At 64.2% G+C, this 15263-nt stretch carries 13 protein-coding genes; 5 read left to right on the top strand and 8 right to left on the bottom strand.

Annotation, left to right across the window (positions count from 1 at the left end):
- Positions 1 to 19: 19 nt before the first annotated feature.
- Positions 20 to 874 carry a cyclase family protein gene (locus HG800_RS15630; RefSeq protein WP_169977567.1) on the top strand — a complete coding sequence of 285 codons (855 nt, stop codon included), beginning with the start codon at positions 20 to 22 and terminating at the stop codon, positions 872 to 874.
- 183 nt (positions 875 to 1057) lie between these two features.
- The gene (locus tag HG800_RS15635) at positions 1058 to 1432 is read left to right on the top strand and encodes a hypothetical protein (RefSeq protein ID WP_169977568.1); all 375 of its coding nucleotides are present in this window, start codon (positions 1058 to 1060) and stop codon (positions 1430 to 1432) included.
- A gap of 385 nt (positions 1433 to 1817) precedes the next feature.
- Here HG800_RS15635 and HG800_RS15640 read toward each other — a convergent pair whose 3' ends face one another.
- The 7 genes from HG800_RS15640 to HG800_RS15670 form a co-directional block, all read right to left on the bottom strand.
- The gene (locus HG800_RS15640; RefSeq protein WP_169977569.1) at positions 1818 to 2099 is read right to left on the bottom strand and encodes a hypothetical protein; all 282 of its coding nucleotides are present in this window, start codon (positions 2097 to 2099) and stop codon (positions 1818 to 1820) included.
- 90 nt (positions 2100 to 2189) lie between these two features.
- Positions 2190 to 3131, bottom strand: coding sequence for a DUF1559 family PulG-like putative transporter (locus HG800_RS15645; RefSeq protein ID WP_169977763.1), 942 nt, complete (start codon positions 3129 to 3131; stop codon positions 2190 to 2192).
- Positions 3132 to 3181: 50 nt separating this feature from the next.
- Positions 3182 to 3694 (bottom strand): hypothetical protein, encoded by a 513-nt coding sequence (locus tag HG800_RS15650; RefSeq protein ID WP_169977570.1) that lies wholly within the window; start codon positions 3692 to 3694, stop codon positions 3182 to 3184.
- Between the two features lie 203 nt (positions 3695 to 3897).
- On the bottom strand, positions 3898 to 5166 hold the full coding sequence (locus tag HG800_RS15655; RefSeq protein WP_169977571.1) for a hypothetical protein: 1269 nt from the start codon (positions 5164 to 5166) through the stop codon (positions 3898 to 3900).
- Entirely contained in the window at positions 5163 to 6476 is a 1314-nt protein-coding gene (locus HG800_RS15660) for a B12-binding domain-containing radical SAM protein (RefSeq protein WP_206352291.1), read from the bottom strand. Before HG800_RS15660 ends, HG800_RS15655 begins: the two co-directional genes overlap by 4 nt.
- 41 nt (positions 6477 to 6517) lie before the next feature.
- Complete coding sequence (locus HG800_RS15665) at positions 6518 to 7204, bottom strand: TVP38/TMEM64 family protein (protein WP_169977572.1); 687 nt, start codon at positions 7202 to 7204, stop codon at positions 6518 to 6520.
- 256 nt (positions 7205 to 7460) lie between these two features.
- Positions 7461 to 8249, bottom strand: a complete 789-nt coding sequence (locus tag HG800_RS15670) for a 3-keto-disaccharide hydrolase (protein ID WP_169977573.1) — start codon at positions 8247 to 8249, stop codon at positions 7461 to 7463.
- A 331-nt stretch (positions 8250 to 8580) separates the two neighbouring features.
- Between HG800_RS15670 and HG800_RS15675 the strand changes: the two genes are divergently transcribed.
- The gene (locus HG800_RS15675; RefSeq protein ID WP_169977574.1) at positions 8581 to 9237 is read left to right on the top strand and encodes a hypothetical protein; all 657 of its coding nucleotides are present in this window, start codon (positions 8581 to 8583) and stop codon (positions 9235 to 9237) included.
- 162 nt (positions 9238 to 9399) lie between these two features.
- Positions 9400 to 10728, top strand: coding sequence for a DUF1501 domain-containing protein (locus HG800_RS15680; protein WP_169977575.1), 1329 nt, complete (start codon positions 9400 to 9402; stop codon positions 10726 to 10728).
- A 281-nt stretch (positions 10729 to 11009) separates the two neighbouring features.
- Here HG800_RS15680 and HG800_RS15685 read toward each other — a convergent pair whose 3' ends face one another.
- Entirely contained in the window at positions 11010 to 13325 is a 2316-nt protein-coding gene (locus HG800_RS15685; protein ID WP_169977576.1) for an FG-GAP-like repeat-containing protein, read from the bottom strand.
- A 660-nt stretch (positions 13326 to 13985) separates the two neighbouring features.
- On the opposite strand from HG800_RS15685, the gene HG800_RS15690 reads away from it, so the two are divergent.
- Positions 13986 to 15227, top strand: a complete 1242-nt coding sequence (locus tag HG800_RS15690) for a cytochrome-c peroxidase (protein ID WP_169977577.1) — start codon at positions 13986 to 13988, stop codon at positions 15225 to 15227.
- Positions 15228 to 15263: the final 36 nt, after the last annotated feature.

Here is a 15263-nt window from a genome sequence, read left to right on the forward strand (position 1 = left end):
CAATCCCGGGAGCCCTCCCATGCGCCATCGAACCGCGACCGTCGCAATCTCCTCCGGGATCCTGGCCGCCGCCCTCGTCGCCTCCGCGGGGATGCGACGCCAGGGCGACGACCTGGAGCAGGCCGAAGCCCTCGCCTCCCTGCTGCAATCCCGGGCAATCGACCTGACCCACACCTTCGACGATCAGACCATCTACTGGCCGAAGGACAAGCATTTCTGCCACGAGCGGACCCAATGGGGAGAAACCGAGGGCGGCACCGGCTGGTACGCCTCGGCGACGTACTCGGCGAGTGAGCACGGCGGCACCCACCTCGACAGCCCGATCCACTTCGCCGAAGGGCAAGCGACGACCGACCAGATCTCAATCGATCGGCTGATCGGCCCGGCGGTGGTCGTGGATGTCACCGAAGCCTGCCGGGCCGATCGCGATTATCAGCTCCAGACCGCAGACCTGATGGCCTGGGAATCCCGCCACGGCCGCATTCCCGACAGGGCGATCGTCCTGGTTCGGACAGGCTTTGGCGCCTTCTGGCCCGACAAGAACCAGTATCTGGGGACCGACAAGCCCGGCGACGTCGCCAACCTTCACTTCCCCGGCATCGGCCCCGAGGCGGCCCGCTGGCTCGTCGCCGAGCGCTCCCTCTCGGGCATCGGCCTCGACACGGCGAGCCTCGATCACGGCCCCTCGCAGGATTTCGCCGCCCACCGCATCCTCAACGGCGCCGGCCTGTTCGGGCTTGAGAACGTTGCCAACCTCGATCAACTTCCCGAGGCCGGTGCCGTGATCCTCGCCTTCCCCATGAAGATCGGCGGCGGCAGCGGCGGCCCGACCCGGATCGTGGCCCTTCTGCCTGAACCTCGTGACGGCGACTGACGACCGCTGTCAGCCCCGTCGTGTCCGCTCTGCGCATCTTCCCCGGCGGCGTCGGCCTGGTGGAGGTCGGCACCCAGCGGACCCGACAGGGCTGATCGTTACTCCCAGGCTCAACGACGGCCCCGACCTTCCGAACGCTTCCCCGAACCGCTAGAATTCCCACGGAAGGAAAGGGGCCGTTTGATGAGCGAAACACTCACCCTTGAAATCCCGGACGAGTTGGCCCGGCGAGCCCGCGCCCTGGCCGCGGCGACGCACCGTCGCTTCGAAGACGCCGTGGTCGATTGGCTCCGCCGCGCAGTCGAGGAGCCCGACGTCGAGGCCCTCCCCGACGACGCCCTGCTCGCCCTCTGCGACCTGATGCTCGATTCGGCCGACCAGGACGAACTCAGCGCCCTGCTCGCCCGCCATCGCGAAGGCCCGATCCCCGAGCCCGACCGCCAGCGCCTCGACACCTTGATGGATTCCTACCGCGGCGGGCTCCTCCTGAAGGCCCGCGCCTGGAAGGAAGCGGTTTCCCGAGGGCTCCGACCGCCGCCGACCGCTAATGGCTCGTGAGCCCAGTAGAACCCGCTATGCAGACCTCCCCCAGTGGAATCGGTCTGGTCGGAGGTTCGCACAGCGGCCCCTACAGGATTAGCGAAGACGACCACTTCACACAGAACCTTTGAACGTGCAATACTTCATTGTGAAACGAAATGTTTTCCGATGAAGTGATCATCTGAGAAATTGAATCTTTTGTGATTTTGCAAGCCTATTTCGAAATGTGAGCCGAATTGATCGTGCTCAACAATCAATCGATAAAAAACACTCCCGTGTCGGTTGCCTTCGGAATAAATGGGCCAACTGAGGCATTGTAACCTTCCACATACAGTTCATATTCATCTCCTAGTGGATCATGCTGCGTTGCCAGGCGTGCGAAAGGACCAGTAGTCAGCGTATCTCAGGTTCCCTTCTTCGCAGGAGCCGGATCTTTAGTAACCATCACACTCATCGAATCGGTAACCTGTAGTGAATCTTTATGACGCACTAATACTTCAACTGAATCAATACTTGAAGCTGGCCATGAAGCATTTCCTGCGACATGCAACCTCGTGTCGGGTGCTACTGTCTGACCATCTCCACTAAATATGGTAATATTGACAGTTTGGGCAAATCCAAGCTGTTGGGTAACGACGGTGACGAACGTCACGGCAATGGTCACTACGGATCGAGCGCGTGGCATCAGCGTTGCCTCCGAAAATAGGCCCACAATGAACGCAGAAAAGCGACCTGCTTCACTCACGTTCATCGTTGCAGGCGGAGTCAGGGGGCATCACTGCTGCACGGCGAGCTCGCCCCCATTCCGGCTCGCCAAGGCACGCCAGACCGCTTGGTCGACGTGATTTCGGTAGAATTCGACACGTCCGTCGGCGAAGAGAAGATTGGTACCATTCCGGTGACGACTACTTGCCGTCCACGCTCCCTGCTGATAGGCAGTCCCATTCAGACAACTTTTCTCATTAGGCGGGAGTACGTGATTGTAGAGGCTATATCCTAGCTCGCCAAAGAGCCAGTTGACCCCTTTGGGATGAGTCGTCACTGAAGCAGAATTCAAATCAATGTATCGGCATAAATTGGTAAAAAGATCGAGTTCATCAGGCCGACTGTATTCAGTCGCTGTTCGGAAGACTGATCCGAGCGGATCACGCAATGCGGGAGATACAGGCCCAATCACCCATTCCGACATTGCTGCCGTATTACTTGTCCCATCGGAAATATCACGCAGTCGAACGGCCGTGAGCCCGGGGAACACCCCGTTTGGCCCATATTTTTGAACACCACCGCCCTGATTTCCTGCATAGCTTGTCGCAACCGGCCACCCTGGGCGATCAACATTATCTGACGGACAATGAAGCACATTGATCCGCACGGACGACGCAGTCCGATTCTGCGGCCCAATGTTCATCAAGTCGAAACTAAAATTGATCGAATTGAAGAGATTTTTTTGATCTATGTGTGGCAGGAGCGCAACGAGGAAAGATCGAGCACTGGGCGAACCACTGGTCGCAGCGGGAAACACCCCGTAGGATGCCTCATAGGTATGCATCGCAAGACCGATCTGCCTCAATTGATTCGCGCATTGAATCCGATGGCTAGCCGATCGTGCCATCGAGACTGCGGGAATTAAAAGCCCAACCAGGATCGCAATGACCGAAACAGCAACAATCAATTCGACAATTGTAAATCCATTCCGCGAAAATCTCCTGCCAGTCATTGCTCTCCCCTTTTCCCAAACCCTTTTCCCAAACTTTCCAGTGTGAGTGATCATTGGTCGGACTGCTTCGCCATGACCTCAATCTCTGGGGCTTTGAAACTCTGCGATTCCAGGATAGGCGTTTCGTCCTCTTCCGCATTTTCCTCAGCCCACGTTGATATGGCCTGTGCCTGGATGATGTATTTCCCTTCAGGAGCACTACCAGGCAACTTGAGCGAGCCAAGAAACACGAACGGAGCGTTTTCCGAGTCCCGCGGCTCGCTCGAAAGTGGAAAGCCGGCCGCATCGTAGCTCGTCCCACGATGCCGAATGGAAACGCTCAAGCTCGTGGGGGCCCCATCACCGGTCAGATTTGCGACCTCGACCCTGACCTCGATCGGCTGCCCAATGGTGACAACCGCTCCCTCGCCTGGTTCAACAATGCGCACTTCATATTCGTTGGGAGTTTCTGTGATCCGGGGCCACTCTTCCCGTGACTGGCCACATCCTGAACACACGACGATCATCAAGAGGTTGAGAGGACACTGTCGAACCAAAACGTCCCAACACGTCTTTATTCTCATTCTCTCAATCCATCTGGTTCAAACATGGACTTCTGAACGATTCAGTTTTTATAGAATATCGGGGGGGGGGAGGGGGAGGGGGAGTCAAGCGAAATCCAATAAAATCGAATTGCCATTTTTCCCATCTCATGGGTTGAGCCCCGTAGTCTCCGGTGCGCGGACCTCTCATGGCGGCAGCGATCTGCACAGCGGCCCCTACAGGGCTAGGGATTCGATTCGTCTTCGGTGTGAGCGAGGCGATTGAATGTTTTCAGGGCCTCCCGCCTCGATTCCGACAGGGGTTCGCCCTCCAGCCGTTGCTCGATCGATTGATTCCCCCATTCCCGGGCCATCCGGTCCAGTTCCCGAACCATCTCGGGACCGCGTCGCAGGCGGGGCAGGATGGCGGCGAGCCGCTCGGCGTGCTGGTCCAGCAGTTCCGCAGGCCACTCGAACCAGTCGTAGCGGAGTCGATTTATGAATCGATCGGCATACACATCCTCGACCCAGTCGGAATGAGGCTGCTCGGCCAACGCCTCCAGCATGTCGAAGACCTCATCGGTCGTCGGCTCGCCGGGAAATCGGCGAGGGGGAGCGACCCAGCCGGGGGGGAAGTCGCGCCGATCGTGGCCCGACATCAACGCCAGGGCCGCCGTCGGGCCACCCTCGACATAGGCCAGGTCGACCCGGTGCGCCCGCAGTTGCTCCGGCTGCGTGATCGGCAGCAAGGACGCCCAGGCGAGCAGCGCCAGCCCGGCGAAGACGATCGCCCCTCGACCGGCAGAGCGGGGCTCGGGTTCCGCGGGCACCTGCCACTCGGGGACATCCTCCGAGTTGCTCGCGAACCAGATGACCAGGATGATCCAGACCGGCAGGCTCAGGATTCCCCACGCCCTGACCAACAAGGCCGTCATCGCCACGGCCGACTGCTCGGGGCTCACCCCTCCCATCATGCCGACGACCGGCAAGGGGATGAACCAGAGCGCCGTCAATGCCGCCGCGTCGGCCACCAGCATCACCAGGGGGATCGCCACCCGCACCTTCATCCCGAAGATCACCGAGACGACCCGGACCATCAACGCGACCCGCCAGACCGACACCAACGCCAACATCCAGAGGTTCTTACTCACCGCGTCCAGCGGGTCCAGGAATCGCTCGTACGGAACCCCGTACAGCCAGGCCAGCGGCGCAGTCATCCAGTAGAGCGCGAGGAATGTGCCATATGCCCGAACCATCCCGACCGGCTCCATCCCCTTCAGGCGAGCGAAACCATAAATCGTCAAGAACAACGGGACACTGATCAGCAGCGAGGCCACGAACGGCCCGAGCAATCGCCAGGGCTCATGAATCAACCACACCCGATCATAATTCCTCGCCAATGCCGCCGAGAGCACCAGCAACGCCCCCACCACCAGCGCCTTCCGGTCCGAGGCAATCGCCAGGATCGCCCGTCGATCGCCCATCAAATACTCAAAGATCGCTCTGATGCTCATGGTGCCATCCCCGGATGCCTGGCCCAGACCGATCGCCGGATCGCCCGTCTCCGCTTCGCCGGTTCGGCCGAGAAGACACGACGGACCAGCCCCCGAAATCCCATTTCCAGCGCCTCCACACTCATCGCATCCGGCCGATACGTCACGTCGAACAGGGTGTACGACGACCAGCCGCGATCAGGCAGCAGCCTCCCCTCCTTGCGCAGTCGATCGTACAACGCCGTCCCCGGAAACGGCGTCTGAAGCGTGAGCTGCACGTCGGCCAGCGGGGCCGATTCCAGAAACGCGCCGAGCCGATCGAGCGACCCTTCCGTCTCCCCCTCCGCCCCGACCACGAAGCAGCCGATCACCGCCACCCCCGCCTCCTGGATCGCCGCGACCGCCTCCATCATCCGAGCCATCGGGGCCGCCTTCGGCCCCATCCCCGCGTGGCGAATCTCCAACGATTCCAGACCGATGAGCACCTGAACGCATCCCGACGCGGCCAGGCGTTCCAGAATCTCCGGCCGCTCCCCCACCCGCCAATCGACCTCGGTGAAATACCGCACGCGCGACCCGGCCAACGCCTCCAGCAACGGCCCTGTCTCCCGACGCCCGGCGAACGTGTTGTCGTCGGCCAGCTCGGCCACCGGGCGCGGCTCGATCGCCCGGATCGCCCCCAGCTCCTCGGCCACCTTCGCGGCGGGCTTCTCCCGCCAGGGCCCGAGCAATCGGCTCGCCCCGCAGAAATCACACGCCAACGGACACCCGCGCTGCGTCTGGATCGTGAACCGAGGTCGAGCCCCCTTGCCGAGCAGGTCGAACCTCGGCATCGGCGCCTGCCTCAGGTCGAAGGGCCGATCCGACCGGTAAATCGGCCGCAAGGCTAACCGCTCGGCGTCCTGCAACACCACCGGCCACGACGATTCCCCATCCCCCACCACGACCGCATCGACGGAACGCCTCGCCTCCTCCGGGCATGCCGTCGCGTGCAGACCGCCCAGCACCACCGGCACCCCTGCCCGTCGGACCAGGCCACTGAACCGATACGCCTCCTCCACCGACGCCGTCAACGCCGAGACGGCGACCAGATCAGGACGCTCTTCGAGGACTCGCTCGGCCAGGTCCTCCAGGTCCAACGATCCCGACTCATGCAGGCTCACCGACCACGACGGCGGCACCATCCCCGCCAGGGTCAACACCCCCAGCGCCGGCAACTGGCCGATCGCCCCGGCCCGCTCTTGCAGGCCGGGCATCGCCATCCCCAGGTCCCGCATCTCCTCATCCCGGACGCGAAACCCGGTGAACGGCACGAAGGCGACATGAGGCACGCGAATTCCCTCCGGTGGATGCCTCGCCTCACAGACCTCCGTTACTGGGTCGGCTCGGCGATTGGCTCGGCCTCGCTCGCGGCGACGGGTTCGGCGCGACCTCCCATCACGAGCAGATACCCGATCCACAAGCTCGCCGGAATCAGGGTCAAGACCACCAGCAAGGTCGACGAGCTTCCCGCCCACGCCCCGGCCCCGGCCATGAGCATCCCGACGGGAACCGAGCCAATGACCAGCGCGACCAGGAACCGGCCGAAGTGCATCCCGGCCACCCCCGCGAGCAGGGTCAGCACCTCCGGCAAGATCGGCAAGGCCCGCGAGGCGATGATCCCCGCCGCCCCCCACGAATCAAAGAACCCTCGGAAGCGGACCATCTCCTCCTCGGTGGCGAGCAGCCGGGTCCCCCGATCGCCGAAGATCCGGGCCAGGCCATAGGCGGTCAATCCGGCAAGCACTGAGCCGGTCGAGGCGATCATGCCGCCGAGCATCGTCCCGTAGAGCGTCCCCAAGGTCGCCATGATCGGCGGGGTCGGGATCGGCAAGACCAGGTCGCCCACGATCAACGACAGCCCGATCAGCCAGGCGAACGGCTTGACCGAGATCAGCCACGCCTGGTACCCCTCCGACTCGAAATAGGCGTCCATCTGCTCGTGCCAGAGGAAATACGGCGTAAGTAGGACAGCCACAATCACCACGACCAGCAGAATCAATTTGCGACGGAAGTTCATCGGGAGGATCGCTCCGAGCCGTTCGAGGGTGCGGCGCCTCGGCGCATCGCAGCCATCGCCGGGTGGTAAACCCGGCAACCTTCGTCAAGTCTACCATGTTTGTCGAGCGACGCCCCCTCGATCGAACGGCTCAGGGGGCACGACGAGATGCTGGCACCGGGAACTGGGAACTCGCGCAGAGGAATCTCTGTCTCAAATCCTGCTCTTTGTCTCAGCGTCTCCGCGTCTCTGCGCGAGGTCCCCTCCCCCCTCACCATCAGCGGTCGTCTTCTTCGCCCCTGGCCTCCGCGATCTCCTCGGCCGAAAGCGGGCGCACCGTGATGTCCTTCACCGCCCCTCCGGTCTGCCAGGTGGCAAAGCCGAGCGGGTGGTTTACTCGGGTTTCGAGCCGGGTATCGAGATGGTGGTCGCCGGGGTCGGTGAAGGTGATCAGCTTCTCATCGTCGATCCAGCATTCGATCGCGGCGTCGGTCACACGGATGCGAAAGGAGTACCACGTGTCGTCGGCATACTTCTGATAGGTGCCGGTCAGATTCTCCGAGGCATCCGCCCCGTCAATGCTCGACAGGCCGGTCACGCTCCCTCCCCAGCCGCCGTTGACGAGCGTCAGGAACGTGTCGCCGACCGGAAAGGTTGCGGCGGCGAAGAAGTCGCGGCCCGACAACCGCTTGGCGCGGTACGAGAATTCGTAGTTGTTCGTCGGCAGATCCTCTCGGGTCGTGGTGACCCCCGTCATTCCTCCCGAAACCGCGCTGGCGGCCATGATGATCGCGCCGTCCTTCACCGACACTTCGCCCGGCTTGTAGAAATCGGCCGCCTTCCAGCCGTCGAGCGTCTCGCCGTCGAACAGCACCATCGGCTCGGCCCTGGGGGCCTCCTCGGCATCGGCCCGTGCGAAGGCGGGCACGGCGATCATCGTCACCATCATCAGCCAGGCCCCGAGGGCGATTGCCCCGGCTCGGGCCTCGAACCTGGACGCGGAACCAGAACGGGGCATCGCGATCATGGGAGCATCCCCCTTGGAGAAGTCGGTTCGGAAATTCATGTGTGGAGCGTCGATTCTGCGTGCGAGGGCCCCCCCTCCCCTGACCCGCTCCCCGCAAGCAACCTGGGGCGAGTGGGCCCGATCCCAACCCTCGCCTCCGCCTTGCGGGAGAGAGGGTGGCCGAAGGCCGGGTGAGGGGGTTTGATCACCTCGATCGCAATCGGAATCGGCGCTCAAGAACGCTGATTCGGTTGCGACCGGACAATCCGAGGCATGACGAGACGAACTCTCTGATAGGATGGCGGACGCAGCCCTCACGACGCAACGCCCCAGCGTTTCGCCTTTCCCGACAGAAGTGGTGTACTCTTCTCACCCGAGAGACATGGAGTTTATGACAAGTCGTTACGAGAAGCCTTCAAGTCCCCCCGAATGGAAGAAGCGCAATGCGTTCGGCCTGCCTCCAGGCAGCGTCCGGGCCTTGCTCGCCCTGGCGATCGCGGCCACGGTCTGCGGGTCGCTCGTCCTGCACCCCGATCGCGAGGTGCCGGCCTACCTCCGCGACCTGATGTTCATCATCCTCGGCCACTACTTCGCCTCCCGGAGCCGCCCCCGAGCCGAGGCCCACACCGAGGCCGACGCCGCCGTCCCGCCGCCGCTCTATCTGCCAAAGGGAACCGTCCGCTTGCTCCTGGTCGGTGCCTTTGTGGGCGTCGCCGTCTTCCTCTACGGCGAGAACCGGCTCGGCCCGATCGACACCAGCCCGGCCGCCGTCACGCTTCTGCTCATCGGCGGCTTCCTGCTCGGAGCCCTCTTCAAGGCCCTGATGCCCGGTGACGCCTTCTCCAAGAATCCCGACGCCATGCGACTGGTCGAGGATCTCAAGGCCTTCATCGCGCTCGGCGCCGCCGTCGTCCTGGTCGTCTTGACCTGGGATCAGGCCTCTCCCTTCCTGCCCGACGACCTCCGCGTGGTCATCCCTCGGCTCGGCTCGAACGGCCCGGAACACCTGGCCGCCGCCTGGATCGGCTTCTACTTCGGGTCACGTTGATCCCGAACGCATACCGCTCCGATCCCTACTTCCGTCTATCACTCGCCCCCCTCTGTTTGATATTCTTCGAACAAAGACCCGGAACCGAGTCCACCCAGACTGGGTGGGCCTCGGGATCGTGTCGAACCCGTTCAGTTCCGACCAGACCGGAGGCGATCGGCGATGATGACCCTCGGAGGCCCTTCGTATCGCTACTGCGACGGCCAGACGCGCCGATCGTTCCTGAAGCTCGGCGGCCTGGCGATGGGGGGGCTGAGCCTCCCCGGCCTGCTCCGCGCCGAACAGGCGGCGGGGATCGGCCGATCGCACAAGGCGGTCATCATGGTCTACCTCTCCGGCGGCATCTCGCACCAGGACACGTTCGACCTCAAGCCCGAGGCCCCCGCCGAGATCCGAGGCGAGTTCAACCCGATCGACACCGCCCTCCCCGGCGTTCATTTCGGCGAACTCCTGCCGATGCTCTCCCGATCGGCCGACAAGCTCGCCGTCATCCGCTCAATCGTCGGCCTCCGAGACGAGCACACGAGCTGGCAGAACCTCACCGGCTACCCCATGAGCCAGGCCCAGCGCGAGGGCAAGCCGCACTTCGGCTCCATCGTCTCCCGCGTTCAGGGGGTGGTCGATCCCGTCGTGCCGCCGTTCGTCGACCTGTTCCCGACCATGCAGCACCGCCCGTACAACAGCGGAGGCCCCGGCCACCTCGGCCTGGCCTACGCCGGTGCCCGCCTCGGCGACGGCGACGCCGCCTTGATGACCCAAACCACCGTCGAGCCCGATCGCTTCGACCGCCGCCGCGCCCTGCTCGACCGCTTCGACGACTGGCGACGCGACGTCGATAGCCAGCCCGTCGCCGGCCTCGACGCCTTTTATCAGCGTGCCTTCAACGTCCTGACCTCCGACACCGTCGCCCGAGCCCTCGACGTCACCAAGGAAGACCCGAAGGTCCGCGACCGCTACGGCATCGGCTCGTCGAAGCACCTCGGCGACGGCGCCCCGATGTGGAACGATCAGCTTTTGATGGCCCGTCGCCTGGTCGAGTCCGGCGCCCGGGTCGTCACCGTCGCCTACGGCTTCTGGGACACCCACGGCAACAACTTCAACCACCTCCGCAACCACTTGCCCCTGTTCGACCAGGGCATCTCCGCCCTCGTCGACGACATCTACGCCCGAGGGCTCGACAAGGACGTGACCGTCGTCGTCTGGGGCGAGTTCGGCCGCACTCCCAAGATCAACAAGGATGCCGGCCGCGACCACTGGGCCCCCGTCTCCAACGCCCTCATCTCCGGCGGCGGCCTGAACGTCGGCCAGGTCATCGGCTCGACCGACAAGCACGCCGCCTACGCCGTCGCCTCGCCGATCCACTATCAAGACGTCCTCGCCACCGTCTACCACGCGATGGGGATCGACCCCCACGCCTTCGTCGACGACCTCGCCGGCCGCCCAATCCCCATCCTCCCCAGCACCGCCCGGCCAATCCGACGCCTGATCTGATCGCATCGGATCGGCTCGGTTCGCGCTCTTTCCCGAGTTCCTGTTCCAGGCCCTACCCCCTCATCCGAGGGGGGCCGACTCGAATCCCTGCATCGGCATCCGTTCCGGAAACTGATTGAGTGCCCCGGGTTCCGTCCTCGGAACGTAGACCCGACGGTAGGCAAGCCCTCAATGACCCGCATTGGCATTCGTTCCGGAACGTGATTGGATGGCACGGGTTCCGTCCTCGGAACCCGTGGCTCCGGGACGATCGACCCTCGACCTTTGTCATCACCACCCGATCACGCCAGGTTCTGCGTCGCCCGGAGCCGGAAATAGAGCGGTGCCAGCACCGGCGCCACCTGATTGCCGGTTGATCCGAACGTGATCTCCTCAATCATCCCGTCCGTCGAGCGTCGGATCGTCCACCGGCCCGAAACGCGGTCGAAGACGGCCGGATCGGGCCGGCCGTCGCCGTCGTAGTCCCCCACGGCGGCGATCACCCCGGCTACCCCGAACGTCATCGGATAGCCGCCGCCGAAGTTCGGGAACGGCTCGGCCGAAGGCAGGATGAACCACTGCGCTGCCCCGGGCGCCAGGTCGCTCACCGATCGAAATGCGGCGATGTCGGCCCGGCCGTCGCCGTTGTAGTCGGCTACCACCGGCTGATCGGCATTTCCCGAGGCCCCGAACGTCACCGGATACGCCCCCCGACGCTCCCGGAATTGCAGGTCATTCGCCGACGACGGCAAGATGAACCACTGCGCCGCGCCGGGGGCCAGGTCACTGACCGGCCGGAAGGTGGCGATCTCGGCCCGGCCGTCGCCGTCGAAGTCGAACGGGGCCGGCAGGTCCGAGCCTCCCGCCGCGCCGAAGGCCACCCGGAACGCCCCTCCACCTCCGGAAGGCAGGATGAACCACTCGGCCGCGCCGGGGGTCAGGTCGCTGCTGGCGCGGAAGGTGGCGATATCCGTGACCCCGTCGCCGTCGAAGTCGGCCGGGGCCGGTCGATCAAGCACCCCGGCGGCCCCGAACGGAATCTCCACGCGCCTTCCCAGCAGCGACGACACGAGGATCCAGACCGTCGCGTTCGGCACCGAGCCGCCCCCCACGACCGCCATCGGATCGACCACCGCCAGATCGGTCTTGCCGTCGCCGTCGAAATCCCCCACCACCGGAACCACGTTCGGCGACACCCCGGTGATGCTCCTCACCTCCGTCACCGGGTTCCCCCCGTTCGAGAGCCGAAGCTCGAAGACCATCGCGCCGAGCGCTGCATCAAAGCGCGTCAGGGCCAGATCGGCGATCCCGTCTCCGTCGTAATCGGCCGGCTCATGCGAAGTCGGCTCCGAGGGAGGGGGAACCAGGGGGAACGTCGGCGGCGGCGGAGGTGCAGGCGGCGGAGCCGTCGCGGTGATCGTCACCGTCGAGGCGTCGAGCAACCCGGCCTCGTTGGCGATCACATAAATGACCGTTGTGGTTCCCGTGACCGGAGTCAGCAGAATGCCCTTTGCCGTCGTACTGACCGGCGTTCCGTTGGTGGCCACCGCATCCACCACAAACACCCCCGAACCCTGCCCCGGAACCATCGAGCCGGTCAGGTCGACCGAGACCAGCGATCCGGCCACCACGTTCACCGACCTGGAAAAGGCCGACGGCGTGGTTTGGGGAATGGTCGGCGCGATGACCTCGGCATAGTCGAGAAACACCCCTCGCCCGATCACCGCGTTCGCCGTCCGGTTCCATTGGCCCATCGACACATCAATCGACATCGGCGACGTGATCCCTGGGCCCGTCACCTCAACCCGATAGCTCGTGTCGGTCGACAGCGGAAGCTGGTACATCCCCCCGCTGGTCGAGGTCGTCTCCACCACCGCTCCGGTGTCCAGCGACGTGGCCCGGATTGTGACCGACCGCCCCTCCCCCAGGTCGAGCCAGCCGTTGCCGTTCTGATCGGCAAAGACCACCCCCGTAAGCGCTCGGGTTTCAAACGGCGGACTCGGGGAGACGCTCCCATACGTCGAGAACGAAACATACGACCCGCTCCGCCGATCCTCCGGTGACCCTTCCCAGTTCGAGCCGACGCCGTAGCGGTCGATCGACGGCAGCATTTCCGGGGGCCAACCCGACCAGATCGTGTTCAGGTTGTTGAAGTGGCCGGGACTGGCGACCCAGCCCCGAAGCGCCTCGATCGGCCCTCGCGGCGTCAGGTTCGTGGCACTCGGCACATTCCCCCCGTGGACATTCTCTGCCATACCCGTTCCGGCGACCACGTGCCCCTCGTGCCGGTCGGTCGGATTCGTCCCGGTGATCGGGTCAACGTGGAACAGGCCGGGATGCCCGAGCCTTTGCAGCTCATCGATCCGGATCGCCCACTCCACATTCGCGGCCCGGGCGCCCGGTTCGGTCGTCAACGGCGGCCGAGACTGCCAGCCCGCCATCGACTCCGATTTCACTCCCAACGGCTCCCAATGCGCCGCGCCGACCTGTCGGCCGTAGTTCAGATGTGCGTGGAAAAGGGCGTGGACGCCATCGAGGTCGACGCTCATCAGCCTTCGGGCTTCGAGCGCACACACCTCCAGCCGGGTCGTCCGGGTTCGCCGCCGGATCGTACTCATGGGAAGCCGTGCTCGTGGGATGCGATCCGATCAACAGAACGGGGTCACCCATCCCTGGAACCGTGGGGAGACTCCCTTCGCTATGGCAACCCTAAGTCATGGTTGTCATCTCGGGCGCCGTCGTCTCACCGGCTCGTCGAACGCCGTCGCGTTTTCGAGACGTGCTAATCCGCTCAACCCATTCTGCCCAGGCCGACAGCGATTGCAATCGTCCTGAGGATCGGTTTCGTGTGCCAACGCCGCCAGGAGCTCTCGCGCGAAAGACCTCAAGCCACAGTCGCAGGGCGTGAATGGCCGCAGTTCACCTCGCTCCTTCTTCGCTTCTCTGCTCTGCCCTCTCTTACTCTGAGTCTCTGCGCCCAATCCCCTTCCCCCCCTCTCGGGTCGAGGCCTGTCACCCACGGAATGATCACACTACAATGGAAGATGACCGTTGGACGCCTCTCCAGGCGTGCCGCCCCGGTCAACACTCCGTAAGAGATTCCGTCGATCGGCCCGGTACGCCGATAGTTGTGCAAACGGTCGATCGCCCGGCAATCTGCTTGCTGACCGGACGTGTTCCGTTGATTCGCCCCACCCTCCATCCGCCCTCTCCCCCCCGCCGGTTTCCCCCAAAACGCTCGCAAGACTTTGCGGAATCGGCATGCTTCCCAGGAGTCGATGCGTATGATACCCCGAATTCTCCCGACCGCGCTGCTTGCGGTCATCCTGGCCCTCCCGGCCGGTGCCCAGGACCAGGCGCGGCTCGCCGTCGTCCTCGGCGACCCGACCCTGACGGCCGGCATCCCCGGCGAAGGCCCCCTGACGACCGATCAGATCAAGGCCTGGCTGGCCGACGAGGACAATCACAAGGTCCTCGACGTGACCTTGCCGCTCGGCCTCTCGGCCGGTGCCGCCCAGATCATCGGCCTGACCGAGAACCCGATGACCCGCGCCAAGGTCGAGCTTGGCCGCCAACTCTACTTCGATACCCGGCTGTCGGCCGACCGCACGATCAGTTGCGCCACCTGCCACGCTCCCGGCACAGGCTACGCCTCGCCGACCCAGTTCGGCATCGGCATCCTCGACCAGCAAGGCAACCGCAACTCACCGACGGCCTACAACCGCATCCTTTCCGGCCCTCAGTTCTGGGACGGCCGGGCCGCCTCGCTCGAAGAGCAGGCCATCGGCCCGATCGCCAACCCGATCGAGATGGGCAACACCCACGACGTCGCCGTCGACACCATCCGACGCATCCCCGGCTACGTCCTCCAGTTCGAGCAAATCTTTCCCGAAGACGGCGTGACGATTGAGACCATCGGCAAGGCCATTGCCACCTTCGAACGCGCCATCGTCACCGGCCCGGCTCCCTACGACTATGCCGAGGAGCTGGCCAAGTTCGCCCAGCTTGAGCCCGAGGAACTTGAAGACATCAAGGAATTCGAGCCCGAACTGTACGAGCAATACCTCGCCCTGAAGGCCGACGCCGCCAAGCACCCGATGTCCGAGGAAGCCCGACGCGGTCGCGAACTGTTCTTCAGCCAGCGCGTCAACTGCTCGGCCTGCCACGTCGGCCCGAACCTGGCCGATGAGCTGTACCACAACCTCGGTGTCGGCATGGATTCGGAGAATCCCGACGTCGGCCGCTTCGCCGTCACCGGCGACCCGAAGGACTGGGGAGCCTTCAAGACCCCCACGATTCGCAACGTCGCCCAGACCGCCCCTTACATGCACGACGGCAGCATGAACACCCTGCTGGAAGTCGTCGAGCACTACGCCAAGGGGGGCATTCCCAACAAAAACCTTAGCGAGAAGATCGTGAAAATCGACCTGACCGAGCAAGAAAAGCTCGACCTTGTCGCCTTCATGGAAGCCTGCACCGGCCCCTTGCCCCCGGTCGAGACCGAGCGGCTTCCCGAGTAATCGCGATTCTCCTTGAACTCCGCCGGTCCCTCGCCC

Source organism: Tautonia rosea, from assembly GCF_012958305.1.
GTDB classification, from domain to species: domain Bacteria; phylum Planctomycetota; class Planctomycetia; order Isosphaerales; family Isosphaeraceae; genus Tautonia; species Tautonia rosea.